This window comes from Stenotrophomonas sp. 22DLJC03 (assembly GCF_056861405.1).
This window is the reverse complement of sequence record NZ_JBSPUG010000001.1, coordinates 60,679-86,533: the sequence shown is the minus strand read 5'-3', so window position 1 is coordinate 86,533 and position 25,855 is coordinate 60,679. Positions and strand designations below refer to the sequence as shown.

Annotated in this window: 20 protein-coding genes; 9 read left to right on the top strand and 11 right to left on the bottom strand. The window is 60.4% G+C overall.

The features are described from left to right. Positions 1-18 precede the first annotated feature (18 nt). Positions 19-666, bottom strand: coding sequence for a DUF1629 domain-containing protein (locus tag AC13GA_RS00375; RefSeq protein ID WP_482997330.1), 648 nt, complete (start codon positions 664-666; stop codon positions 19-21). Positions 667-912: 246 nt separating this feature from the next. On the opposite strand from AC13GA_RS00375, the gene AC13GA_RS00370 reads away from it, so the two are divergent. The 5 genes from AC13GA_RS00370 to AC13GA_RS00350 all read left to right on the top strand — a co-directional run bounded on the left by AC13GA_RS00370 (position 913) and on the right by AC13GA_RS00350 (position 4,515). Further along, positions 913-1,122 carry a hypothetical protein gene (locus tag AC13GA_RS00370; protein WP_482997329.1) on the top strand — a complete coding sequence of 70 codons (210 nt, stop codon included), beginning with the start codon at positions 913-915 and terminating at the stop codon, positions 1,120-1,122. Between the two features lie 91 nt (positions 1,123-1,213). Continuing rightward, the gene (locus tag AC13GA_RS00365) at positions 1,214-1,639 is read left to right on the top strand and encodes an energy transducer TonB (protein ID WP_482997328.1); all 426 of its coding nucleotides are present in this window, start codon (positions 1,214-1,216) and stop codon (positions 1,637-1,639) included. A 453-nt stretch (positions 1,640-2,092) separates the two neighbouring features. After that, positions 2,093-2,461, top strand: coding sequence for a hypothetical protein (locus AC13GA_RS00360; protein WP_482997327.1), 369 nt, complete (start codon positions 2,093-2,095; stop codon positions 2,459-2,461). A gap of 285 nt (positions 2,462-2,746) precedes the next feature. After that, entirely contained in the window at positions 2,747-3,169 is a 423-nt protein-coding gene (locus AC13GA_RS00355) for a very short patch repair endonuclease (protein ID WP_108270597.1), read from the top strand. Positions 3,170-3,219: 50 nt separating this feature from the next. Continuing rightward, positions 3,220-4,515 carry a DNA cytosine methyltransferase gene (locus AC13GA_RS00350; protein WP_482997326.1) on the top strand — a complete coding sequence of 432 codons (1,296 nt, stop codon included), beginning with the start codon at positions 3,220-3,222 and terminating at the stop codon, positions 4,513-4,515. Between the two features lie 65 nt (positions 4,516-4,580). Here the strand turns inward: AC13GA_RS00350 and AC13GA_RS00345 are convergent, their stop codons facing one another. From AC13GA_RS00345 to aceE, 7 genes are all read right to left on the bottom strand, one after another. After that, positions 4,581-5,792 (bottom strand): MvaI/BcnI family restriction endonuclease, encoded by a 1,212-nt coding sequence (locus AC13GA_RS00345; RefSeq protein ID WP_108270599.1) that lies wholly within the window; start codon positions 5,790-5,792, stop codon positions 4,581-4,583. Between the two features lie 1,135 nt (positions 5,793-6,927). Beyond that, entirely contained in the window at positions 6,928-8,613 is a 1,686-nt protein-coding gene (locus AC13GA_RS00340) for a hypothetical protein (protein WP_138464187.1), read from the bottom strand. After that, on the bottom strand, positions 8,594-9,796 hold the full coding sequence (locus AC13GA_RS00335; protein ID WP_482997325.1) for an ATP-binding domain-containing protein: 1,203 nt from the start codon (positions 9,794-9,796) through the stop codon (positions 8,594-8,596). Before AC13GA_RS00335 ends, AC13GA_RS00340 begins: the two co-directional genes overlap by 20 nt. Before the next feature lie 3 nt (positions 9,797-9,799). Then, the gene (gene drmB, locus AC13GA_RS00330) at positions 9,800-11,626 is read right to left on the bottom strand and encodes a DrmB family protein (RefSeq protein WP_482997324.1); all 1,827 of its coding nucleotides are present in this window, start codon (positions 11,624-11,626) and stop codon (positions 9,800-9,802) included. A 1-nt stretch (position 11,627) separates the two neighbouring features. Beyond that, positions 11,628-14,249: a hypothetical protein gene (locus AC13GA_RS00325; protein ID WP_482997323.1), complete on the bottom strand. Its 2,622-nt coding sequence runs from the start codon at positions 14,247-14,249 to the stop codon at positions 11,628-11,630. 508 nt (positions 14,250-14,757) lie between these two features. Further along, positions 14,758-16,383 carry an NERD domain-containing protein gene (locus tag AC13GA_RS00320; RefSeq protein ID WP_482997322.1) on the bottom strand — a complete coding sequence of 542 codons (1,626 nt, stop codon included), beginning with the start codon at positions 16,381-16,383 and terminating at the stop codon, positions 14,758-14,760. 505 nt (positions 16,384-16,888) lie between these two features. After that, the gene (gene aceE / locus AC13GA_RS00315) at positions 16,889-19,576 is read right to left on the bottom strand and encodes a pyruvate dehydrogenase (acetyl-transferring), homodimeric type (protein WP_046984452.1); all 2,688 of its coding nucleotides are present in this window, start codon (positions 19,574-19,576) and stop codon (positions 16,889-16,891) included. 569 nt (positions 19,577-20,145) lie between these two features. Here aceE and AC13GA_RS00310 point away from each other — a divergent pair. Both AC13GA_RS00310 and AC13GA_RS00305 read left to right on the top strand, forming a co-directional pair. After that, a complete protein-coding gene (locus tag AC13GA_RS00310; protein WP_482997321.1) occupies positions 20,146-20,706 on the top strand; it encodes a PadR family transcriptional regulator in 561 nt (186 codons plus the stop codon). A 59-nt stretch (positions 20,707-20,765) separates the two neighbouring features. Then, positions 20,766-21,563, top strand: a complete 798-nt coding sequence (locus tag AC13GA_RS00305) for a siderophore-interacting protein (RefSeq protein WP_482997320.1) — start codon at positions 20,766-20,768, stop codon at positions 21,561-21,563. Between the two features lie 130 nt (positions 21,564-21,693). Here the strand turns inward: AC13GA_RS00305 and AC13GA_RS00300 are convergent, their stop codons facing one another. Next, positions 21,694-22,527, bottom strand: a complete 834-nt coding sequence (locus AC13GA_RS00300; RefSeq protein ID WP_482997319.1) for a hypothetical protein — start codon at positions 22,525-22,527, stop codon at positions 21,694-21,696. Between the two features lie 199 nt (positions 22,528-22,726). Between AC13GA_RS00300 and AC13GA_RS00295 the strand changes: the two genes are divergently transcribed. Then, positions 22,727-23,128, top strand: coding sequence for a hypothetical protein (locus AC13GA_RS00295; RefSeq protein WP_164079980.1), 402 nt, complete (start codon positions 22,727-22,729; stop codon positions 23,126-23,128). Positions 23,129-23,285: 157 nt separating this feature from the next. Here the strand turns inward: AC13GA_RS00295 and AC13GA_RS00290 are convergent, their stop codons facing one another. Together AC13GA_RS00290 and AC13GA_RS00285 are read right to left on the bottom strand one after the other, a co-directional pair. Then, positions 23,286-23,993, bottom strand: coding sequence for a YceI family protein (locus tag AC13GA_RS00290; RefSeq protein ID WP_428709680.1), 708 nt, complete (start codon positions 23,991-23,993; stop codon positions 23,286-23,288). An 86-nt stretch (positions 23,994-24,079) separates the two neighbouring features. Next, the gene (locus tag AC13GA_RS00285; protein WP_279914024.1) at positions 24,080-24,670 is read right to left on the bottom strand and encodes a malonic semialdehyde reductase; all 591 of its coding nucleotides are present in this window, start codon (positions 24,668-24,670) and stop codon (positions 24,080-24,082) included. Between the two features lie 127 nt (positions 24,671-24,797). On the opposite strand from AC13GA_RS00285, the gene AC13GA_RS00280 reads away from it, so the two are divergent. Then, positions 24,798-25,757, top strand: coding sequence for a mitochondrial fission ELM1 family protein (locus AC13GA_RS00280; protein ID WP_482997318.1), 960 nt, complete (start codon positions 24,798-24,800; stop codon positions 25,755-25,757). Positions 25,758-25,855 lie beyond the last annotated feature (98 nt).

Below are 25,855 nucleotides of genomic sequence, written 5' to 3'. Positions count from 1 at the left end.
CCATCCTTGATTCGGATCTCAGCAGTTCACGACATCCTCAAACCACAGGCCATTCGAACGCTGAGGCGAAGTGATGCCTGCCGCTTCAACAGCGTCCTTGAAGATGCGGTCACAGAAGACGCCTCCATGGAATGGAAGCCTGAAAACATGCGCAGATCCCAGCACTTGGCGATCGAAGGCCAGCTTCACATCACCAGTGAGCCGATAGTACTTCCCGTTCTCGTACTCATCGCTCACTATGATCTTCAACTTGGATGACTGCTCATCCAACGCATCAAGGGTGCGCACCACGTCGCAGAGGTGATACGCGGGTCCCGCAGAGCCATCGGCCAGTCGATAGTCCACTGCATGGAACTGGAAAGCGTCAGGATCAATCTGTTCCATCACTTGGAAAAGACGCTCTGACACAAGCCAGTAGCCGCTCATTCCGCCCTCCAGATCCTGCGGCGGATCCCCCAGCTCCGGATGTAGGACCAAACGGGGCATTTCGAGCAAGGGCGGAAAGCCCCCCGCTTCGGGACGGAGGATCAGTCGGGGCGGCGTAAGCAAAGACTGTTCGTTCTCAAAGACGACACCATGCCCCTTTCCTCCACGGGAAGCGTCGGGGCGAAGCTTGAAGAACTCTCCAGCCGTGGGCTGATTGGCAGGCAACTTGGAAAACTCCATGAGTGGCGTCCTTTCCGTTTGTGGCTGAGCGTAGATTAGAGGCACACGCATGCGACCGGAAGTGAAGAGTTCTGGTTAGCCCTGCTACGCCTCAGCACTGAGGCAGGGCGTGTTCAGGAATTGGTTCTACCCCGGCAGCTTCGCTGGGCAATCAGGTCGCTATGAGATTCGGAACCACGTCGGATTCACCTCGCATCCTTTGAGACGCACTCCAGCCATCCTCCCCTCCCCCTCTGGAGGATGCTCATGACCAAGATCGACCCCACATGGCTGGAAGCCTTCGACAAGGAGCTGCTCCACCTGTTCGCCATCGACCATCGCGATGCAGGCATGGATGAGTACCTGCTGGGCTGCTACGCAGACCTCCCACCACGCGAGGCGGCGCTGGCGTTCGGCAGCGACTACGACCTGGAGCGTGACGATGCGCTGTGGCCACGGCCCGGTGTGCCTGTGTGATCCACGCAGCAGTCCGGCACACCAGCATTCAAGGCAAGCGATGCCAGTGGATGGCCGCTATGCTGGCAGCGCACCGGAATGGAAACCACGTATGCCCCGTTTGAACACCGCCCTGGCACTGAACCTTGCTCTGATGCTGTTGGGCGCTACACCTGCCATGGCCATGGCGGCAGATCCGCAGGTTTCCACTGAAGTGTTTGTAGAGGCCGGTGACAACCCCACCTTCAAGCTGCAGCACGCACCCGCCCTTCTGTATTCAACGGCCCTCGCCACGCCGCCCGATACCTTCCTGCAGGCTCCCATGGCGGTGCTGTTGGTTGCTCAATTGGATGAGCTGGGCCACGTTTCCAACGTGATGGTGGCGCGGTCCAGCGGACGGCGGGAACTTGATCGTGCTGCCCTTACCGCAGTGGACCAATGGCGCTTTGATCCGGTCGTGATTGAGGGCGTCGCGCTGCATGCGCGGGTACGGGTCCGTCTGACTTTCGTGCCCACGGCCGAGGCGCCGCCCGGCTGAACCGCTGGTTCAATCTGTCGCGATTGGCCCTAGGCCATCGCCCTGGCTGCGGGCGCTCCTGCGCTTGGGGCCAATAGCGCCAAGCCCTTCAAGACCGTTGCAGCGCAATCGCTTGCTGGCTTAACACCGTGTGCGACAATGCCGAAAGCGTCAGGACTGGCAATCATCAGTCCTGTGGTTTCTTGGCATTTGGTTGCTGCACGGGTATCTCTTGGCGTGCCACCGGAAAAGGGTGGCGCGGGGTTCGAAAGCCCGTTCAGTAGCCTTGTGTTTTGCGCTTGTCAGCCGGCGTCACCTTGCGTGGCGCCGGCTGGCAATCCGTTCGCGTTCCATGGCGGGCGGTGCGTGGGGGTCTTCGGACCCACCGGCTTGGTTACTGTCCGGCTTTCGAACCACGCATCGTCCGCCGCCTTTATCGGTGGCGCTGCTATCTGTCCTGTACGGAGCATTGCCATGAACACATCGGACTTCCGTTCCCTGCACGCGCAGTACGATCCGGACAACGCCGACGCCGAGCGCGAGCCGTCCGTTGATCCCAACGCCTTCGTCGCCACGCTGCACCGCATCGGAACCGGTGCGGCTGCGGACGGCCAGCCCTGGCCGGAGCGGCATCAACTACCTGGGCGGCGCCTTCAGCTGGCGGATGCGGATTGCGCGCTGGCGGGGCTGCGTGTGGTGGCGGAGTTGATGCTGGCTGCGGAGCGGACTCGGCAGAACGGCGCGCCCGAGGAATACCTCGGGGATCGGGTGATGGAAGGGTTGAAGATGGCTTGTGTGGCGTTGACAGTGATGGCAACCGAGCGGGTGCAGGTGCAACGGTAGGCCTTAGACACGTGTCTCTGCCTTGCAGCCTGCCCCCACGGCGTCACTTCCATTGAGCACAAAGATACTCGCCGTGCCCAGCGCAAAGACTCACCGGCTTTCCTCGCGGCCCCGGCGGTAGTGCTGGTGGCCACTCATATCGAATCGGAACTCCCTGAATAGATGGGCGAGCAGGCCCAAGTGAAGAGTCAGGCACACTCAAACTGCCAAGATGGGCTGAGACACTTTCGAGCGAGCCACTAGCCCCCACAAGGCGCTAGGGGATGAGCAAAGGAGACAGCGCCAATGGCAGATACACTAACTATCGAGGAGCGCAGTGCTCGAATGTCCCTAATCAAGGGGTTTGACACAAAGCCCGAACTATGCGTCCGACGATCACTTCATGCTCTGGGGTTCCGGTTCAGATTGCACGTCCGCACCCTGCCTGGACGGCCGGACATTGTTATGCCAAAGTACGCCACTGTGATCTTCGTTCATGGGTGCTATTGGCATGCGCACTCCTGCCAGAAAGGCAGGATTCCTGCGTCCAACTCATTGTTTTGGAAAGAGAAGTTTGAAAACAACCAACGCCGTGACGTCAGGAACTATCGCGCTCTTCGCGCCATGGGCTGGCGAGTCCTCACAGTGTGGGAGTGCGAACTTCGGTCCACAGCATCAAGAGAGCGCGCCATCGCACGCCTGATTGGCAAGATCCGTCGCGGGCGTTGAGACACCCTCAACCCAGAATCCGACCAGAATTTCGAGTTAGGAGAGTTACAGTGGTAGATAAGACCCTCAAGGTCGTGGACCTTTTCGCGGGATGCGGGGGCCTATCCCTTGGCCTTGAGCAAGCCGGCTTCACGCCTGTCTTCGTCAACGAGCTCAATGATCATGCTCGGGCAACGTACATCCAGAATCGCGTGGGGCGGCACGAGTGGCTGGGTGAGCAGGGATACAGCGCCTCGGATGTGAAGGGCATGGTCCTTGACAAGCAATTCCTGCCCTCGCTTGAGTCTCGACTCAAGGACACTTTCGGCATTGACAACGGCGATCTCGATCTCTTGGTCGGCGGCCCGCCTTGCCAGGGGTTCTCTGGCATTGGGCACCGGCGCTCCTATTCCGTTGACAAAGAACAATTGCCCTCGAACCACCTCTTTCAGGACATGGCAGCGATCATTCATCGACTGCGGCCCCGCGCATTCTTGTTTGAAAACGTTCGCGGCCTGCTGAACAGCAAGTGGACCGAGGGTGGGACGAAGGGCGAGATCTTCAAGGATATTTTGGGCACATATCAAGATATCCCTGGGTATTCCGTTGCCTATTCTCTTGTCTACGCCAAGGACTACGGTGTTCCCCAGAATCGCCCACGCGTACTCATGGTTGGTATCCGAGATGACGTTGGCGTCGGTATCCAGCGAGAAGGAAACCCTGAGGATGCAATCCTTCGGGGCTACTTGCCTGCGAAAAGATCTGACATCCAGACGCCGGACTTAATCGATCTTTTGGGCGATCTGGTTGATCCTGATTACGAGAACGGTGGATCGACCACTCACTATCCGTCAGCCGCACGCACGCAGATACAAAAATTGCTTCGTACCCCGCAGGCTGGTGGTTCACCGCTGAAGAAGGGCGACATCGTCACTGAGCATGAATACAGCAAGCACAGTGCACATGTCCTCGCCAAGTTCCGTGCCATGCACGCGAATGGCGGCAAGGTGCCAAGCGAGTTCCAGACGAAGAAGTTTGCACAGCGCTTGCTACCCGCACGATGGGGTGCCGAGGGCCCCACGATTACTGCAACATCCCTCGCAGATGACTACGTCCACTTCTCGCAGCCACGCGTTTTGACTGTTCGCGAATGGGCTCGCCTCCAAATGTTCCCAGACTGGTACAGGTTTGCGGGAAAGCGAACCACGGGCGGCATCCGCCGAGCAGGAAACCCCAGAGAGGGAATTTTCGATCGAGAAGTTCCCAAGTACACTCAGATTGGAAACGCTGTACCGGTCGGACTTGCACAGTCAGTTGGCGAGCATCTCGCGAAGATTTTGCAGCCCACCAAGAAGCAAAAGGACTAGGACCAAGTGTTGAACGGGCGCTGCGGTTAGCGCGCCCGTTCAATTCGGTCCATTACTGGATGTTCTTAGCTGCTGCCATCCAGCATGTAATGCTTTGCTGGCGGGAAGAGCATGTCTAGATCTTGCGGGCGAATCTTGAACAAGTACCCGTGGTCCCTAACTCGATAGGTCCCTGCCCGCTTCGCGGGAACTCGGTGCATTACAAGATCTAGCTCAACCTTGCCTATGGCCAGAAGCTCCGGGATATTCGCCTCAAGCGGCCCCTTGGTGTGGACCACCTCGATGTAGTGGAACTCCTCACGTTCGCCGGCACCATTGCTTACAGCCTTTACCCAAAAGGTCTCTCGATGTTTATCAGCCAGGCTGCGCTGCAGATCCTCGACTTTCCAACAGAGCAGTCGTTCCGTGCGCCCGTGAATGGTGCGGCTCGCATAGAGAACACCACCCTCGAGTTCAAGATAGAAACCTTGGGAGTTTGGCTTCGCACTGAGGGTGCAATAGATTTGGAGCCGGCCATCCTCATCGTTATAGCCGTGGGCCTCAAGCAGAGCCAATCCGGTCTTCACCGGGCTTTCCTTCCAAACTGGAACGCGTGAGAACAGCGTTATGCGATTGCTGCTCTTGCGCCCTCCCTTTTTAGAGCGCGATGCTTTTAGCTCGATGCCCTTGAAGTCAGGCTCTTTACGGCTATTTGGTGCAATGCCAAGCCTACGCTCCAAAGTCATTCCGACACCGGTTGGGCCTGACGTGACGGTTAGGAGGGGGCCCTCGTTGTGTATTTCACGCAACTTATGCAACAGCTCCTCTGCCACATCACTAGGAGCCCCAATGCTAGCCAGAAGTCTGCCAAGAGGCGTGCTGGGATCGCCGCCAGACTCCAGCAGGCCTTTTCGACTCGTGTTGACTACATAAAGCTGGCCGTGATCGTGCAGAATCGCGACTAGATCGCCAGCTTCTGCATAGTCACCTAGACGAGTGATCCAAGCTCGTGGATCTCCAGACTTCGTCTCCGGCCGATACAGCGAGACGAACTGATCCTCCCACCCCCCTACCGTCAATACCTTGACAGGCTGTCGAACCTTCGCCGCGGGCCCTTGGGCCTGTGTGTTGAAGTCATGGTATCCAACACCCAGCAAGTACTCTCGGAAGGTCGCATGGGCATCCATGATCGACTTGGAGAGCCCAGTTTTGGTAGGGACCAAGTAGCCCGCTTCGACTCCGTACTTGGCAAAGAAGCGGATGGCATCTTCAATCGGCCTGTTGGCTAGTGAAAGCATTCCATTTGTCCACGTTAGCGATCGTGGATTTATGGGGTCAATTGCGACGCAATGCAACTAGATGCGTCACTCAGTGACTGAATTGGCCCAGCGAGGATGGCCTCAGGTGCTAATTTTCGAGAAGCTGGCTCTAGTCAGTGGAGTATTGGTGCAACGAAGCAGGCATCGGGCTGTCCGCTGGAAGTCGGTGCCGCTCATTAACATCGCCCCAAGCAGGCCTGGGGCGAGACGATGCAGAAGAGCTGTGACCAAAGTGCTCTGGGCAGGAAAAGCGTTCGAGAGCTGGCGCCGCAAACTCCGCGAAACGCGGGTCATCGGGAGGCTGTCGCTCCGATGATCAAAATTTTCCAATACTTAAGATGAGCCTTGAACGACGCACTAGCCAGCGCGACTGCATAGCAAAGGGAGACTTAATTCGGCTAAGCGTACTGAAGAGTTGGCCGAGGCGGAACCATCGTCGCAACTTAGTAGTGCTTCGTCACCGTTCGGATCAGGCAAATAAAATTTAAAGGGGATCGCCCCGCTCAAGAGTTAGCCATTTCACAAGCGTGCACTTGGCCAGCATTCCGCTCCGAGCCAAGCCCGACTGCCCGTAGAGTCCAGACTGTCATCCGTGGCCTCCCAGCAATCTCTCATTACGCGTGCTGCGGGTCGTTGAGCATTGAGTGACCGCCTGTTTCTAATGCATCTTAGTGGCTCGACCTTCATTGGGCGCGACTACACACGACCAGCTTAGCTACTGCCTGTAGCAAGATTTCATTGCTTAGCGGAGTAGGACTGCCGAACTGGCGACTTAAGCATTGAAGCAGTAAATTCTTTATCCTATTTTCTCTAGGCAGGTTCAGAGTACCTATGCGAAAGCAAATTAGGTAGTTCTTTCGCGACCTTGCTGTACCGACAAGGGCAGGCTGGAAAAATTCAGGAACTCCTCTACCACGTGAAAGGATTCATCTAATTCCGGCCCACTGGTTTTCGGGGCAAAAGTGGCACGCCAACGAATGCCTTGCTCCATTGCAATGAACTTGACCTCAAAGCACAAATTAGTACTATCTTCGATGCTCCGCAGAAAGATGTTCGGCAAATAACACAGGCACTTCAACTACAAGATCGCTGCGAGTCTTCCGGCAGCACCCGCCTAAATAGCTATATCAGGCGAGTCACTCTTCCTTGATCTCGTGGAACTACGCTTTCTGGCCGCCCCCTGCGCCTGATGCACTAGTCCGAGCGACTCGGCCCTCTCGTGGAGCACCAAAAGCGCTCCTCTCAGTGCCGCAGCGAAGTCGTCGCATTCCAGTGGCACCTCCGTCAACAGAATCACCTCGCTAGTGCCACTTCCTAAGTTCGCAAGTACAGGGGCAAGCTCGGCATCCAGCAGGCGTTCCAACAATTCCCGGGAGTGGCCCGCCTTACCTGGACGCCTAAGGCGCAAGCTAAATTCAACGACCTGCGAGCCCTTGAACCATCTTGAGCATCGTACTGAAGCGACTGCGCTTCGGTCAGCAGCTTCGGCTGGCATCCCAACGGTGACCGTGCCAGTCTCCGCATTTACCTCTGCAACGCCACCCACGCCTCGAACTGATTCAAGTAAAAGGGATACGACTGGGCTGGGCTTTTTTACTGATTGCGCAAACCGCAAGCCACTCACCTTCATTTCGACTAGCTCTTCGCCGCGCTGGGACCAGACGTGCTCGACTGCGTAGTCCATGCTTGCATTAAGCATCGAATGAGAGAGCAAACCGATGGACAGGAAAGATGGACCACTTGGCCCCTTGACGTGCCTTGGTACTCCGCTCAGCCCGCCGTAGAGACCTGAAAATATAGCCGCAAGTATAGATACACTGCTCCCAACATCCTGACGCGCAGAAAACCATCGGAGCAAGTCGTCAGGTTCAGGCGCGAGCAAGAACACCATCAGTGCCCGCAGTCCGATGTGGCCTGAGTCATCAATTCGCGCCGTATTGAGCTCCAGCTGGTTGTCCGAGAGCCGTGAAATCGTTTCACGGAACTTGCTGGCAATTGCTTTAGCTCCCGAGTCACTACTACATCTTTGATGCAGGCGGGCAGTGAAGTCATTGAGCTCGATGCCCATCGCGGCATCCATGCTTGAAAGGAGTTCCGCAGCTTCGGCAATGACCAGCAACTCCTCTCCCGAGACCGGCGCATCCAATGCAAACAAGTCAATCAGCCCTTCCACTGCACCCACGGCGACGGCGGCTGCCCAGCGCTCTTCTGGCGGAAGGGTGTCCGCAAGACGGAAGATCACTGGGAGCAAGTCCGCAGATATGCCGAGCTCCGTAAGACGATGCCGCGCCATAGCAATGGCGCCCGAGAGAATGACGATGGGCGCCATCTCGGTGCCAGAGGCCGGCTCTTCTGCTGTCTGGACACCCTCACCCATGGAAAGGTCGAGCTCTCCACCAGCGACGCCGCAGCTTGTGTCCCTTCCCTCGAACAGACCCGCATCTACACGGAGCGGAAGGGCTTCCGGCACCGTGTCTTGGAAAAGCTCCAACTTATCCACTAGCTCGGAACGATCGTCGTCACTACGAAGCCAGAAGGCGCTGCAATTTCCCAACAAGACGTAGCCGTGTTCCGATGGAGCTCTTGCCAATTCAAGCAAGCCCACGGAACCATAGTCGAGTCCATGGGCTTCCCTTCGCAGAAGCCGTCGATCCAGCGCATCGATGCTGGTCACCGCTCCCTGGGTGACTGGAGTCACCCCTGTGGCAAGCGCCTCGAAATATGCGTCCTGATGCAATGGCAAGTACCACGATTTAAGCCTGGCAGCCGCCGGCTTGCGATTACTCGTGCGCTTGCTCATATAGCTCCTCTGGAGGAAGAAAGCCAGCAAGATCGTCTGGCGGATTCATCAACAGTAATTCTAAATGGTTCCTCGCTCGCGAGGCCATGACGTATAACTGCATCTTCGACTGCACACCCACCGCACCGGGTCCAGACGAAAATGGGTCGATGATGAATACAGCATCGAACTCCAGACCCTTCGCGCTCTGAAAATTTAGCACCGTCACAGAGCCTCCCTTGTCGAAGACTAGCTTTTCCGGGGGGTGGACGTCGCTACATGTACTCGAGTACGTTTGGACGAGGACGCCAGTATCCTTAATTCGGTGGCTGACACTGTTGAAGATCTTCTTACGCTCCGACTCCCTGGCACAGAGCACCCCGACGTCAAGCTGGCGACGAGCACTTACGAAGTCGACGATCCTCCGTCTGACAACCTCCAGGCTCCCCGCGACTACGACCTTGGGTTTCGAGGGACCTAGCCGTGTAGGGAGGTCGGGAGTTCCGCTGCGGAGGCCGACGTAATAGTGCCGGGCGAACTCGGCGATCTGCCTGCTACACCGATAGTTTTTGCTCAGGCGATACACCCTATCTTTCTTGAGGGACAGCGCCTCTTCGATCTCCTGCAGCGTCGAGTTCGACCTTTCGCTAAGTCGCTGGTTGTCATCCGCGAAAACCGTAACCGCGGGGGACCCGCCTTGAGCGCAGATGAATCCCGCTAGGATTGAAAGGGTCCGGTACATGCCAGGGGGGAAGTCCTGACCTTCATCTATGATTAGATGCCCCCAATTGACTCTTTCAGAGCTGCTCATTGCTTTTTCAAGCAGCGGTCCTAGCATCCCATCCCAATCAAGATCGTAGACAGACCGAGCACCCGCCAGCGACGGCGGTGAACCCCCCCTTGCCTTTTTGTACCACGCCCACGCCCACTGGTTCATCGTGGAGCAGCCAACCCCCGTCGCCACGCCATCCTCTCTTTTGGAGGCATAGGTTTTGAGAGTGCGGTTAAACATGATGACAAATGGCTTTCGGGACTGTTCCTTTTGCTTCTCGTACCTCTTCTGCAGTTCCGCGGCCCGGAAGAATGCCAAAACAGTCTTTCCAGTTCCCGGAGGGCCCATCACGAGTATTGATTCGTTGGATGGAGCGCCGACGTAAATAGCACGCTGTTCCTTGTCCAGCTCTGTGAACTTAGGAAACCTCATCGACTAGCTCTCCCCTGATCGCACCAGCTCATCAACATTGAAAAATGGCTCGATTTCACCAATGCGAACCAATGTTCTCCGGTCGAGTGCGCTGTTGTTGTAGGAACAGCTCGTTTCCGAGACCAATACGCAGGCATGGCACGATGCGGCATTCAGACCATCCAAGCCACTGACTTCAGTTTCCCTGCATACCGGGTCTGCCGAACACCAAGCCATGTCCTGTAACGCTGACTGCAACAGCGCTCCGAATCGACCTGGATCTCCCATCCTGACAAGGCCTCCTAGCGATCCCTCGGAGTCCCCGTCTGCCGTGTAAATTAATATTCCGCACATTGGCTGGGACCCGGCTGCCGAATAAATTCGTTCTCGGATCGAAGATGCGGAGTAGCCCGCGTCGAAGCTAAGCCTGCGCACGATAGCATGGGCTAGCGAGTGCAAGAGCAGAAACCTGGTCGCGCACATGGACTCATCCCATCCCATCGCCGCCACCTTCGGTGCCATCCGCGCCAACTTAACCGCCATCGTCGCTCGTACTCGCTGCTCCCAAGCAGCGACCTCTGGCTCGGAGAGTTGAATGAAGATTCCTTCTCCCCAAGCCTCGACTCCCGGATACCAGCGGGAGCTGGACGTTCCAAGATCAACAGGCACAAGCGGGTTGTCAGTGCTCGGTGAAAGTCGCCTGAATCCAATCAACGCGCGCACCTCCCTAAGCCGCCTGACCATCGAAACCGCCTGAACGGTCCTTTTCAGCTCCGCAGACCATGAAGGAGGGATCTTGTTTCGGCGGATCTGGAGCGTATTGCCAGCGACATCCCGCCCGTTCGCAAGGACAGCCCACTCCTCGCGCAGGATCTGCGATCGGAAGTCGGGCGAGTCCATCTCCTCACTCTCAGCGTGATTCGTGGCCTCATCCTCTCCCGATAGCGCCAATGCCAATGCCGACCGGGCTGCATCCACAGTGCACCCATGTCGCTCTGCAAACCTTTCTATTTGATTACTAACCGCGGCCAAGGTTCGATCTAAGTCCTTCAGGTGCGCGTGCGCCATCTCGATCACTCCGTACAGCCCATCACCCATCCAGGTCTGGACAAGGTTGGTTGACTGGACCTCAGATTCATGAGCTAGAGCAAGGTCAAGCGCAGAGACTTGGCTCGGAAAGTGAAGATTGCTTGCTGCACGTCGGTAGACCCAGACAGACGATGCACATAGTGACCGTTCTTTCTTCCAGGGCTGACCGCCTCCGCAACGCATTCCAGCTGGAGCCTCTACCTGTACCAACCCCGAAAAATCGCTGTAGGCGCCGCACCCGCAACGGACCCGAATGGACGACCAGTCGCCACCACCACGACCTGACGTTTCAAAATACAGATCCGAGGTCTGTCTCGAGCAAACACCATTGATGGTGCTTCTTTGACGATGCGCCCAAATGTACCAATCGACATCACCGAGATGGCCTTCCGCGCATACGGTGACGAAACCCATCGGCGTCATCTCAACGCTCGGGCTGCAGTGCTCGCACTTTGGTGGCTTATACTTCCGGGCCTGATCCTCGGCCGAGCTGATACGCCGCATGCGACGGCATTTAGGACAGAATTGCCAGCGAGGGAATCGGCTAATGGTTACGGAGGCTTCACTTTCCTTCCCTGACGGTGTCCTTATGGGGTTGCGCAGTTTGTTCTCTAACCGGCTGTCCTGAATCCGCGAGAGGCCGCTAATATTCCAGCGACTGATGTCTGTTACTGCAAAGGACTCCGAACCGACATCCAAAATCGCACCCACACCGAAAGGGCTCACCAACTGACCACGCCTAATGGACCTTTTCGAGCTCATTTCAGGCCTCCTCCACGGGGGAAAGAACTACGTCGGGATCCACGTTGCGAACAGAGCGCATAGCCTGACGATAGCCCAGCACCTCCTCGGCCCCAAAGTCCCTTATCAGCCCGGTCGGATGCTGCCGTCCTCCCGATACGTATGAAAGCTGCGATCCGCTCGCGGCGACGTCCATCCATAGTCGTACGAACTCATCTATGCATTGCCTAGTTTCGTCCGCCTCGGACGAGTCGGCCGTGCAGACCGCATCCTTGAAATTATCGACTAGGCTCGTTAGGGGCTCCTTGGTGAAGTCCACTCGCCTCGCCGATTCGTTTGCACCGAACTGGGTCGCATGGCGGACAAGCGTTATGAGCGCAGCATGGAGAGTGCGCTCCCGTGCCGGAGGAGCGTACGGCGTCACACTCGTCGGCTCCACGTAACGATAGAAGGCTTGGTGGTATCCAAGGAAATCCTCGTAGTGGGATCTGTCTCGTGGCTTCGCGGACGAGTAGAGGGTCAGCACAAGACCCGGCGCTGCGTCGGACCGTCCAACGCGGCTCGATGCCTGGATGTACTCCGAGGTTAGCTTTGGTTGTCCATTAACTAGCATTACGCTCAGACGATCTACGTCGACGCCAACCGATATAATGCTGGTACAAGGCACAAAGCCAATGGCTGGATTTTTCTCCGTCCCCTTACGCTCTAGAGCTCGGATGGCTTCACCCATGTCCTTCGTCATTTGCGAACTGAGTTCCATGACCTCGCCTATGTCCCTCACCTTGTCGTCGGCGGAGGCAATCGCTTTCATGCGATCCGGAATTTCCTGAGAGGCGGCCGTAATCGTTCGGCCTAGCTCTCGACGGCTATTGAGGTAGGCCAACACCGTTCGGTAGGAATCAGCCAGCGCCCCGGGAAGCTGAGTCTCAGCGCTTGCCTGCAGGAGCGCGGCAGCGCTCCAAACCATGGAGACAACGGGAGTAGTCGTACCTTGGCCCATTGCGCCTATGTAGAGTCGCCCAGGCTTCTCCGATGGATTCTGCAAACGGAAGAAAAATGCATCGTCCCACCGATTGATGGGGGACGGGAAAACAGTTGATGACTTACCATAGAGCCCACGAACTTGTTCCCGACTGTTCCTGATCGTAGCAGTCGAGGCAATAACCTTGGGCCCAACGCCGCCGCCTTTAGCTCTAATAATTCCGTCGATAGCGATCTCATAGGGAGCACTAATTGACCCCAGAGGCCCAGAAATCAGGTGGAGCTCATCCTGAATAATTAGAGAAGGAGGTCGCTCGCCACGCGGCCCTCCAAAGAAGGTCCGCGGGCCATGGTCCCAAGCGAGCCCGGCGAACTTATCCAACGTACCGAGCAAGATCGAGGGAGGGTCTTTGTACAGGGCTTCATCGACAACCTGCAATGGCAACCCAGAATGGAATTGGCATGCTGGGCTCAAGCAGTGGAACTTGAAGCTGGAAGAACTGCAAGAGACTCCAGCGACTTGATTGACGTGGTCCAAAAGTAACGTGGCACACGCAGGGCATCGATCAACCAGGAATGGATTTTTGGCATCCGGATTGCCAAGATCCCATTGCTCGAGCATCTCCTCGGCAACACTGAATTTGTTCGGAGTAAGGCTCTTGCCCACCCACAACCCAACACTGAAAGGACACTGCCCAAGTGCGCCTGGGTTGGACCGCCTAATCAGCTCCAAACTGCAAATTAGTGTTCCGGTTCGTTGGAACTGTTGCGTAGTTAGCATGCGGAGGGTGTAGCGGCTCATCACTGCCGTACCTGCATCAGTCCCTCTGCTGGTAATACGACGACGCAGCAGCTCAAAGGCCGCGACGAGCAGATATGCTTCGGTCTTCCCACCGCCCGTGGGGAACCAGATGACGTCCACGACGTCCCGCTCCGTACACGACTCGTCCACAAGCGAGCGGATGGTGCCAAGGAAGAACGCAATCTGGAATGGCCGCCACTTGAATCCTAAGCCGCGACCGAGCTCAGGCACCCCGCGCGCCATCGAAGGAGCGTAAGGTCCATCTCTACCAGCTGCCGACATCTGCCGCTGCCACAGCATTGCTCTGTTAGCAAGCTGAAAGGCCTTGAAGGTTGCGTCGTCAGACAATGCCTCAACACCGTCGCGCATGCGCCTGCACCATTCGCGACAGCGTCTAGCAAGACTCGCGCCCGCTTTAGCTCCCGCGCTACGAGCGGCGCCGTCCTCTTCTTCCACCCATGCTTCGAAGGCCGAGACCAGCCCATAGAGGACGCGTTGGATCTCGCCCGGCTCCGGATGAAAGGCCAGGAACTCTACATCGCTATAGCGAGGATCTAATTGGGTGGGAGCCCGAATTTCGAACGTTGCCGAGCGGACTTCGCACGCGGGAAGGAAGTCGGCCCAAACCTTCTTACATGGTTTCGACTCCGTATCCCACATAGCCGCCGCGCCGTGACCTCGAGCGAAAGACGGTGAATCCCTGTACAGGTGGCGCAACTCAACCTCTTCCTTACCGACCGCCAATGCGGACTCCGGTTGTGGATATGGGAGGATTTCACCATCAAGGGCAGCAACCGTTAGGCTCGACTGAAAGAGCACGGCGGCGGGGTCGAGCGTCTTGGAGGGCGGTTTGGCATTCACCAAAGTTACTGTGATTAGCCTCCGTCCCTCACCCCAAGGTCTGGAATTCACGTAAAGCGAGGCACGCCCCCCAAGAACACTCGCTTTGCTTATTCCGTCAGAGAGGGCAATTCCAGCGCTCTCCTTCGGAAGTTGCCTGCGACGCCACGCTGCTTTGTCACGCCGCGACGAAGCTCCTCCATCTGTACGCTCATAGATGCCGGCCGAAACGGTAGCTAACAAGTTAACGTCGGTAGGCACTAGGAAACTCAGTCCGACGGATGACGCCAGAGAGCGCCGGCCGGAATCCCTCGACTCTTCGGACTCGCCATTGGCCGCCCTAGCACCCTCCTCTGTCCCGTCCTCAGCGAGCTCTATCTCACCCTGCCGGGGAAATAGCATCCCCATCATGTAGCGCAGAAGCGGGGTGCCTTCAATCTCTTCGTCATCTCCTTGCATGGGACCTATGAGGACGCTCCTGATGTACTGCGCAAACTGGGCCCGCCCTTTGACTAAATCTTCCATAATTTCATCCTAATGATGCAACCAGTGACGCCTCGACATTGGCTTTCAATCGCTCCATCACCTGCTGGGGAGCAATCACTGTCAGTGCGAAGTTCGCTCTCGTGATCGCTAGATAGAACATCTTCGAGAGCTCCAGATCCCCCCCCTCGAAGGAGGGGACACAAAAGACTATGAAGGGAGACTCTAGCCCTCTGAAATCGTCTAGGCCGCAGTATCGGACAATGTTTGGCGGAGCTGGTATTTCCCCCCAAGGCGCGACATCGAATCCGCCCACCACCCCGCTCCCACGCGACACCTCTGCTGCAACGCGGCCCGCCACGATGATGCAAATCTCTGACGCGGGAATTCCTTGTGATATCCAGTCGCGCACCTGTATCCCGATAGCAACAGGGAGTGCCCCATCTTCGACCGTGACTTCCTGCGTCCTTGGGTTGAGTCCGTGCCCCTTTGCAAGGGCATGTCCAATCTTGACTCCCGATGCCAGCTCGGCGAACTTGACAATTTCCGGAGTATTTCGACAGTTATTACGAAGCCTCGGCTGCACGGAAGAGAATTTCCGGAGTTTACTGATCGAAACCAAGGCTAAATCAGGGTCGATACTTAGCTGGTAATTGGGATCTCCGAACCAAGCCCACCGGCCATGCTGTAGCCCGCCGCTTACGAGCCTGTCGACCATCCCCATCCGCTCCGGATCAAGAGCTTGTTGACCCTCGTCTATCACCAGAAAGTCCGCGGATGGCCTCTGCTCGGCCGACATCGATTCAAGGCCTGGCAGCGACAGCACCCTGCCGGGATCTCCAAGTGCTATGCCTATAGCTCTAGCCAAGTTTTCGGTACCACAGAGCATTATGGTATCCCCCCCTTCAGCTCTGGATCGCTTGAAGAGCTCCGCGGCTATCAATGTCTTGCCACATCCGGCAGGCGCCAAGCAAAGGATGCGACTAGCTCCTTCCCAGTGATCCAAAGCCTCGTATTGCTCCTCCGTCAACTCGATCAGTTGATTAATCGCCTGTTCGCTAGAAAGAGCGAGGGGCCTGACCTTGTCAAATTCTGGCCTGAGGGTCTTAACCAGAAGATCGACGTCTCGGGAGGCGATCTCACGCTTCGCCCCACTCTTGTTCTGCCAATGCTTCGCTACGCGCGTTAGGAAGGCCTCGAACGCCGCAGGATTCGCGACGTCCTCACGTGTGCCAGTCAGCTCTTCTGGCAACTCGGGTGTTCCCAACAATCCAGTCAGCTCTCCTTTTGCCGCACCCGCCATCACTACGCAGAACCCTGCGGGCACGGATGTGTCGAAGCCTTTTCCCATGGCTCCTTCGACATAGTTCTGGATTAGTGAGAAGTACGCATCCTTAGCCTGCACCACTGGCGACTTGGAACGCTTTACAACCCTACCGAGTCGATCCGTGTAGGTCCAGCGTCCGTTGATGCAGGACACGTCCCCGCCCTTAACCTCAATAGCTATCAAGCCGCGGGGACCAATCACCAAGAAGTCGATCTCGCCCCATCGTTGGTAGAGGTGCTCCGGGAGATTCAGGCTGTTCAGCGCACGAGCACCGTGCCCCCAATCAACCCCACGAAGTAACTTGAGGACTAGCCGTTCCGATCCGGTCGAGTCCTGATGCGGCATATTCGGTATTACCAGCACAGCTCCCCCTGTAGAGCTTCTCCGAAGACACGGCGATTATGCAGCTCTTGCGGGGAGTTCGGATAGGGGGATAGGAAGCGTAGAAGTTGCATCCGGACCGGCGCTCCAGCGAGTCGTACCCCGACGTCGGGGACAATTGAGGAGTGCTTGCAACGCTCTAATCCGTCCTGACGGCAAGGCCTTAAGCCGAGGGTAATGGGAGCGCTGCTGGGTCGAACTTCTAAAGAGGAGTTACGCGCGCTAGAACCGCTGCGACTGCCAACTCTATGTCACGCGGCTGATCGCTCGCTGGAATTCTTGCAAAGAGCAGCAATGCCCTTGCCAGGGCTGAAGTTGATCACCGGGACATTGCGTATACCCCTGTGTCAGCGGGTGGTGCGGAGCATTGACTTTTGGGCCACTACACATTTACTTCCACGGCTTGAAAGCCAAAGAAAAAGGGCGGCCAGTGGCCGCCCCTTTCCCAAGTGCACGAACCAACTAAGACTCAAACCCCAACAGGATTAGCCTTCTCCGGATCAATCTTGTACTGCTTGATCGCCCGGGCCACATCCTTCGCGGTCATCTTCCCTTCCTTCGCCAGCGCCGCAATCGCGGCATGGGCGATGTAGTAGCGGTCAACCTCAAAGAACCGGCGCAGGTTCGCACGCGTATCCGAACGGCCAAACCCATCGGTACCCAGCACGGTGTACGACATCGGCACGAACGCACGGATCTGGTCCGCATACGCACGCACATAGTCGGTGGCGGCAATCGCCGGGCCCTGGCGGCCTTCCAGCAGCTCGGTCACGTAGGCCTTGCGCTGCTCACCTTCCGGATGCAGGCGGTTGGCACGTTCCACGTCGAAACCATCGCGACGCAGTTCGTTGAAGCTCGGGCAGCTCCAGATGTCGGCAGTCACGCCGAAGTCCTTGTCCAGCAGCTCGGCGGCGGCAATGGCTTCGCGCAGGATGGTGCCCGAACCCAGCAGCTGCACGCGCAGCTCGCCCTTCTTCGGCTTGCCGGCGTCGGTCAGCAGGTACATGCCCTTGACGATGCCTTCGGCCGCGCCTTCCGGCATTTCCGGGTGGGTGTAGTTCTCGTTCATCAGGGTGACGTAGTAATACTCGTCCACCTGGTCTTCCATCATGCGTTTGGTGCCGTGCTGCAGCACCACCGTCACTTCGAAGCCGAAGGTCGGGTCGTAGCTGCGCACGTTCGGGATGCCACCGGCCACCAGATGGCTGAAGCCATCTTCGTGCTGCAGGCCTTCACCGTTCAGCGTGGTGCGGCCGGCGGTGCCACCCAGCAGGAAGCCGCGGGTACGCATGTCCGCGGCCTGCCAGGCGATGTCGCCCACGCGCTGGAAGCCGAACATCGAGTAGTAGATGTAGAACGGCAGCATCGGCACGTTGCTGACCGAGTAGCTGGTACCGGCGGCCATCCACGAGCTGATCGCACCCGGCTCGCTGATGCCCTGCTGCAGCACCTGGCCGCTCTGGTCTTCGCGGTAGAACATCAGCTGGTCGGCGTCGACCGGCTTGTACTTCTGGCCGAACGGCGCGTAGATGCCGATCTGGCGGAACAGGCCTTCCATACCGAAGGTACGGGCTTCGTCGGCCACGATCGGCACGATGTGCGGGCCCAGTTCCTTGTCGCGCAGGGTGATGTTCAGGCTCTGCACGAAGGCCATGGTGGTGGAGTAGCTGCGCTCGCCGCTGCTCTTCAGCAGGCGGTCGTAGGCTTCCAGCTTCGGCGCCACGAAGGTCTTGTCGGCCTTGCGGCGGCGCTGCGGCAGGTAACCGCCCAGCGCGGCACGGCGTTCCTGCAGGTACTGCACTTCCGGCGAATCCGGACCCGGGTGGTAGAACGGCACCTGGCCGTCGGCCAGCTGCGCGTCGGTCACCGGAATGTTGAAGCGGTCGCGGAAGTGGCGCACCGCTTCGTCGTCCAGCTTCTTGGTCTGGTGGGTCGGGTTCAGCGCTTCACCGGCGCTGCCCATGCCGTAACCCTTCACGGTCTTGGCCAGGATGACGGTCGGCATGCCCTTGGTGTTCACGGCCTGGTGGTAGGCGGCGTACACCTTGTGCGGGTCGTGGCCGCCACGGTTCAGGCGCCAGATGTCGTCGTCGCTCAGGCCGGCGACCATCGCAGCGGTTTCCGGGTACTTGCCGAAGAAATGCTCGCGGGTATACGCGCCGCCGAAGGCCTTGCAGTTCTGGTACTCGCCGTCGACGGTTTCCATCATCAGCTTCTTCAGGACGCCGTCGCTGTCCTTGGCCAGCAGGGCATCCCAGTAACCGCCCCACAGCAGCTTGATCACGTTCCAGCCGCCGCCACGGAACACGCCTTCCAGTTCCTGGATGATCTTGCCGTTGCCGCGCACCGGGCCGTCCAGGCGCTGCAGGTTGCAATTCACCACGAAGATCAGGTTGTCCAGGCCTTCACGGCCGGCCAGGGCGATGGCACCCAGGGTTTCCGGCTCGTCGCTCTCGCCGTCGCCGATGAAGCACCACACCTTGCGGTCGGACTTCTCGATCAGGCCACGGTTTTCCAGGTAACGCATGAACTGCGCCTGGTAGATGGCGGCCAGCGGGCCCAGGCCCATCGACACGGTCGGGGTCTGCCAGTATTCCGGCATCAGCCACGGGTGCGGGTACGAGGACAAGCCACCGCCGTCTACTTCCATGCGGAACTTGTCCAGCTGCTCTTCGCTGATGCGGCCTTCCAGGAAGGAACGCGCGTAGATGCCCGGGGCGCTGTGGCCCTGGATGAACAGCAGGTCGCCCGGGTGGTTTTCGCTCGGGGCGCGCCAGAAGTGGTTGAAGCCCACGTCGTACAGGGTGGCGCCGGAAGCGAACGAGGCGATGTGGCCGCCCAGGTCACCCGGCTTGCGGTTGGCGCGGACCACGGTGGCCATCGCGTTCCAGCGGATGATCGAACGGATGCGCCATTCCAGCTCGGCATTGCCCGGGCTCTTGGCCTCGAGCTGCGGCTCGATGGTGTTGACGTACTCGGTGGTGGGAGAGAACGGCAGGTAGGCGCCCGAACGACGGGTCAGTTCCACCATGCCTTCCAGCAGCTGATGCGCGCGCTCGGAGCCCTCGACATCAATAACGGCCTTCAACGACTCGATCCACTCCTGGGTTTCCACAGGATTCGGGTCGTTGTTCAGCACCTCGTTCAACCAGTTCATTAGCGCTCCCATAACCGCACGCACGCGCGCGACTGTTGTATAGATTTCTAGACCGCAAAGTGTAGCGCACCAAGGGCTTTCGTCACTTGGCTACGCAGGCGTATGGATGCAACCGGCCAGTGTCCGCAAGGGGCTTGCCGGACCCGCTGAAGGCCCTGCGGCGGGCCTTGTTGGCTGCGCGGGCTGTCGCTTGCGGGCCGCTGCGCCCATGTGCAGGACGCAGTGTTACTGCTGCCGATGACGGTTGTGGGGCAGCTCCGGTGCCGCTGTAGGTGCGGCCGGGGCGGGTGTACTGAACCGGCGACAACGTGTCGCACCTGCCTCTGGATCGCCCCCCCGCCCTGCCCTCAGGGTAGGCCTCGAGTGTTGGCCTCGCCCGCTTCGGTCCGCCGTCTGGCCCTGCCTCACTCCCTTCCACAGTGTTGCCGGGGCGCCTCGCAAGGGGCGCCCCTTTTGCTGTGCGCGGGGCCGGCCGTGGCCCAAAACGGACCTGCTTGTGGCCGGATCGATGATTGTCGGCTTCGATATATCGATATATCGTTTGCACACTCGTTTACCGATATATCGAAATGAGCCGTACCGCTTCTCCCAGAGCCCGTTCCACCGATCCGGCGGTGCCGCGCCGCAACGGCCAGCCGCGCGTGCTCAGCCGCGGCGACCTGCGCCTGCTGGTGCTGGCCCTGATCGGCGAGCAGCCGCGCCATGGCTACGAGCTGATGCAGCTGATCAGCAACCAGTTCATGCAGGCCTACACGCCCAGCGCCGGCACCATGTACCCGCTGCTGGCCAGCTTCGAGCAGGCCGGCTGGATCGAGGCCGAGGAAGTGGATGGCAAGCGGATCTTCCGCATCACCACCGCCGGCGAGTTCGAGCTGAAGGTGCAGCGCACCCAGGTGCGGCTGGCGCAGCGACGCGCCTTCGACCGCGCCCGCGAGATCACCAAGGCCTCGCTGCCGCCGCCGCTGGCCGGCGCCCTGCGCGAGTTCAAGCGGGCGCTGGTGCACCACCACGGCCGCTGGGCCGAGGGCGAGGCGGAAGAAGTGGCGGCGCTGCTGACGCGGGCGTCCGCGCTGCTCAACGGCAATGCCGGTAGCGAGGGCCCACCCTTTTCAACGACCCAGCCAGACTGAATCCAGCCAGGTCTCCCCCATGCCGCGCGCCCCCGCGCGACACCTTTACAGGTATCCCCATGACCGAACACAACAACACGCGCCTGCGCCTGGATGTGCGCTTCCGTGAACTGACCGTGCTGCGCACCGAAGACGTCACCCCGCACATGCGCCGCATCGTGCTGGGTGGCGACGATCTGGCCGGTTTCGATTCGCCCGGCGCCGACGACCACATCAAGCTGTTCTTCCCCAACAGCAGCGGCGAGATGGTGCTGCCGGTGCTGACCGCCGAAGGCCGCAGCTATCCGGCCGGCAAGGAGCCCTCGCCGGCCCGCGACTACACCCCGCGCTGGTGGGACCACGAAACCGGCGAGCTGGCCATCGACTTCGTGCTGCACGACCAGGGCATTGCCGGGCCGTGGGCCGAGCAGGCCAAGGCCGGCGATACGCTGGTGATCGGCGGCCCGCGCGGCTCGTTCGTGGTGGCCGACAGCTACGACGCCTATGTGCTGATCGGCGATGAAACCGCGCTGCCGGCCATCGCCCGTTGGCTGGACGTGCTGCCGGACGGCGCCGAAGTGCAGGCCTTCATTGAAGTGAGCGACGAAGCCGAACGCCAGGACCTGCCGCAGTACGAGAACGTGCGCATCCACTGGCTGGAGCGCAACGGCTTCCCGGCGGCCAGCAGCACGTTGCTGGAAGACATGCTGACCGACTTCGAGGCACCGGACGGCGATGTCTTCTACTGGATCGCCACCGAATCGCGCCGCGCCCGCATGATGCGCAAGTTCATCGAAGGGCATCTTGGCGTGCCGCGCGACTGGATCCGTTCCACTGGCTACTGGAAGGCCCACCCGGACGAGACCGACGGCGATTGACCGGCTCGGGGTCAGATCCCTTTTCCTTTGGAAAAGGGATCTGACCCCATGCACCAGAACCTGCTTGGTGGGTGCGGACCGTTGGCCCGCACGCCTTCGAATGGGTAGTGCCGGCCGCTGGCCGGCAACCTCATGAACCTTCGGCAGGTACCCGCAGCTGCCGGCCAGCGGCCGGCACTACCGTGCTGGACGCCACCTGCCGCGTCCATCCGGACCGCTGCGCGGCCCAGATCTCCAGCGCCACCAGCAGCGCAATGATCAACAACGGCAACAGCAGCCCGAAGTACACGCCCGGCATCATGCCGTTGATCTGCGCCTTCACCAGCCGCAGCACGCCACGGGTGTGCAGCAGCTCATCCACGTGCATGGTCAGTGCCTCGCGCACCACCTTGGGCTCCAGCCCGATCGTGCCGGCCTTGTCCGCCAGCGTGTCTTCCACCATGCCGCGCAGCAGGCCTTCGCGCACCTTGCCGATCACCCAGCCGGTGCCGCGTGCCAACGAGCCGTTGCCAAGACGATCAAGGCCGGGCAGCGGGTGTTCGCTGAGGTAAGCCGAGGCGATGGTGTCAGCCACATCCCCCACCGTGCCCTGGCTGCGCAATGCCTCGCGCATGCGCGGGTCGTCCAGTGAATCGGTAAAGCCTTCGCTCCAGCCTTCCACCAGGGTCTGCAGGTGCGGCTGGAAGTGATCGAGCTGCTTGAACAGCGCGCGGTGTGCGCCGGCAGTAAAGCCCAGCTGCAGCCCGAAGAAGGCGGTGGCCAGCGGCAACAGCACCACGTAGGTGGCCAGCAGCCAGTGATGCCAGCGTCTCTGCCGCTGCAGCCAAGCGCGGCGATGCAGCCAGCGCCAGGCGAAGATGCCCAGCACCAGGCCAAGCAATGTGCCGAGCACGCTGCCGCCCAGCAGATCGAGCACGCTCAGGCCCGTCCAGAATTCGTTCAACCAGTACTGCGTGTCCTGCATGGGTCTTCCTTCCGTGGATGCGGCTGCGCCTGAAATGCCAGCCAGGTAGAGTCGACTATCGCGCGCAGCGCGGGGGTTTCCGGCATCGCGCCAAGAACAGTCGACTAACAGTCGACTCTACCAAAGCGGAGGCCTCCCGGCCCGGAGCACGCCAAGCAATGCGACAATCGCGCTCCTTTCCTGCAGCAACGAGGGCCGCATGGCCAAACTGACCCTGGCCAGCGTGGACGCGCTGCGTACCCGCTTTGCCGATGACGCCGCCTGCGACGCGGCACTGGCCGCCTTCGCCGACACCGCTGCCCTGCGCGTACCGCTGCGTGAGCTGGTGGAGGCACAGCACCGTTACCTGCAGGCCGAGTTCGAAGTGGCACAGGTGGCCGATGTGCTGCGCCGCGACCAGAAGTACGCGCCGGTGGGCCGACCGTCGATCAACATCGTGCAACTGCGCAAGCAGCAGGCCGCGACCAAGCAGGCGGCGCTGATCGCACGCCAGGTGGTGGCGCAGGCCGCGCAGACCTTCGCGCGCGTGAGCGGGATGACGGTGAAGGCCAAGCAGAGCCCGAGCGAAGCGTGCGTGGCGTGGTTGGGCGCGTTGCGCTGAGCGCGCGTACCCGGTAGTGGCCAACCTTGGTTGGCCCGCGGAGTGCTCGTGTGCCAACCAAGGTTGGCACCTACCAAAGCGTGTTCCCCAGCACCCAAAAAGAAGGCCCGCTTTTCAGCGGGCCTTCTGCCTTCTCACGACGAGTGAGTTGGATGCATCAAGCCGCCGGCTTTTCGCCGGTGGCTTCGGTGGTGATGCGGATCTTCACTTCATCGCTGACGTTCGGGGCGTAGGCGCCGACGCCGAAATCACTGCGCTTCAGGGTGGTGGTGGCATCGAAGCCGGCGGCCGGAACCTTGGCCATCGGGTGCTCGCCGCCGCCATTGACGGTCACGTCCAGGGTGACCGGCTTGGTGATGCCCTTGATGGTCAGGTCACCGGTCACGCTCAGCTTGTTGGTGCCAGCAGCTTCCACCTTGGTGCTCTTGAAGGTGGCATCGGCGAACTTGGCGGCGTCGAAGAAATCGGCGCTCTTCAGGTGCTCGTCGAACTTGGCGGTGAAGCTGTTCAGGCCGCTCAGCGGCAACTTCACTTCCACGGTGGACTTGGTCACGTCTTCGGCGTTGTACACCAGGGTGCCTTCGACGTTGCCGAAGTGTGCGCTCGGGTTGGAGAAGCCGAAGTGGCTCCACTGGGCCAGCACGTCGGTGTGGGTCGGGTCCAGCTTGTAGGTGCCCGAGGCGATCTTGATCGCTTCGGCGGCCGGCGCGGCAGCAGCGGCATCGGCGGCCGGGGTGGCAGCCTGCTCGGTGGTGGCCGGGGCGGCGGCATCGGCGGCCGGGGCAGCGGTGTCGGCCGGCTTGGAGCAGGCGGCGATGGCCAGCGTCAGGGCCAGCGGCAGCAGCAGTTTACGGGTGGCGCTCATCTCAGGAACTCTCCGGATCGTAGGGTGGGTACACGGTGTAGCAAGAGCCCGCCGCGGGACGGCGGGCCCGAAACCGATACAACGACTTACGCGATGCGCGCCGCTTCGTCGAACGACAGGCGCGGCAGACGCGGGAACAGGCCCGCCGAGTCACCGTAACCCAGGTTGACCAGGAAATTCGACTTGATGGAGGTGCCGGCGAAGAAGGCTTCATCCACCTTGGCCGCATCGAAGCCGGACATCGGACCGGCATCCAGGCCCAGCGCGCGCGCGGCCAGGATCAAGTAGGCACCCTGCAGGCTGCCGTTGCGGATGGCGGCTTCGTGGCGGCCTTCCTGCGGGCCGTCGAACCAGGCCTTGGCATCGGTGTGCGGGAACAGGTACGGCAGCTTCTCGTGGAAGTCCAGGTCGAAGCCGATGATGACGGTGACCGGGGCGGCCATGGTCTTGTCATGGTTGCCTTCGGACAGGGCCGGGGCCAGCTTGGCCTTGGCGTCCTTCGAGGTGACGAAGACGAAACGGGCCGGCGTGGTGTTGGCCGCGGTCGGGCCCCACTTCACCAGGTCGTACAGTTCCTGCAGCAGGCTGGCCGGGACCGGCTTGTCGAGGAAGGCGTTCTGGGTGCGGGCAGTGCGGAACAGCTGGTCGAGGGCAGCAGCGTCGAGCGCGTGGGACATCAGTGGATCTCCAGGGCGGCTAAGGGAAGGTCAGTGCCCGCGGGCGGCGCGGGGCGAATCGACGAGCCGCAGTGTAGAGTGTCGCGACTGTTGCAACACCCAGCAGGACTGAAACGAATTAATGCCAATGGTGAAACGATCGAGCGCGCCTTGGACGGTCACTGACGGCCGTGCCGGCAATGTCCGCCAGGCGGTCGCGCTGGCCTCGGCGCTGCGTCTGGGTACCCATCAGCCGCTGGTCCTGCAGCCCCGTGCGCCCTGGCGCTGGCTGTCGCCGCGGCGCCTGCCGGGCGATGTGGACGGCTACGGCGAGGCATTTGCGACGCTGGCCGCGGACGCCCCGCCGTTGGCGATCGGCTGTGGCCGCCAGTCCGCCGGCGCCCTGCGCGTGCTGCGTGCGCGTGGCAGCCAGGTGGTGCAGATCCTCGACCCGCGCATCAGCGCCCGCCACTGGGACATGGTGGTGGTGCCCGAGCACGATGCCCTGCGTGGCAGCAATGTGCTGACCCTGCTCGGCAGCCTCAACCCGGTGGACGACGACTGGCTGGCCTGGGGTCGTGCCGCGTTCGCCAGCTTCAGCACCCTGCCCGGCCCGCGCACCGCGTTGCTGGTGGGTGGACCGACGCCGCTGGCCCCGTGGGACGAGGCAGCGATGGTGGGCGTGTTCCAGGCGCTGGCCGATCAGATCCGCGCTGAGGGCGGCAGCCTGCTGGCCACGACTTCGCGGCGCACGCCACCGGCATTGGCCGAGATCCTGCGCGCGAAGTTCGCCGACCTGCCACATGTGATCTGGGGCGATGGCGGCGATGGCGTGAACCCGTACGCGGGCCTGCTGGGCTGGTCCAACCGCGTGGTCGTCTCGCCCGATTCGGTGAACCTGCTTTCTGAAGCCTGTGCCACGCGCATGCCGGTGATGGTGGCGCTGGCTGATACCGCGCAGGGGCGGCTGGCACGCTTCCAGCAGCAGCTGCGCGAGCGCGGGCGACTGCAGGCGCACTGGCTGGACTGGCAGTACGACCGCATCGAGCCGCTGCGCGAAACGGCGCGGATCGCTGCGGAAGTGAAGCAGCGTTTGGCATTGAGGTAGTGCCGGCCGCTGGCCGGCAACGCTGTATGCATTACCGAAGACCCTGCCATTGCCGGCCAGCGGCCGGCACTACCCGTTCGTCCAGCGATTTCTGAACA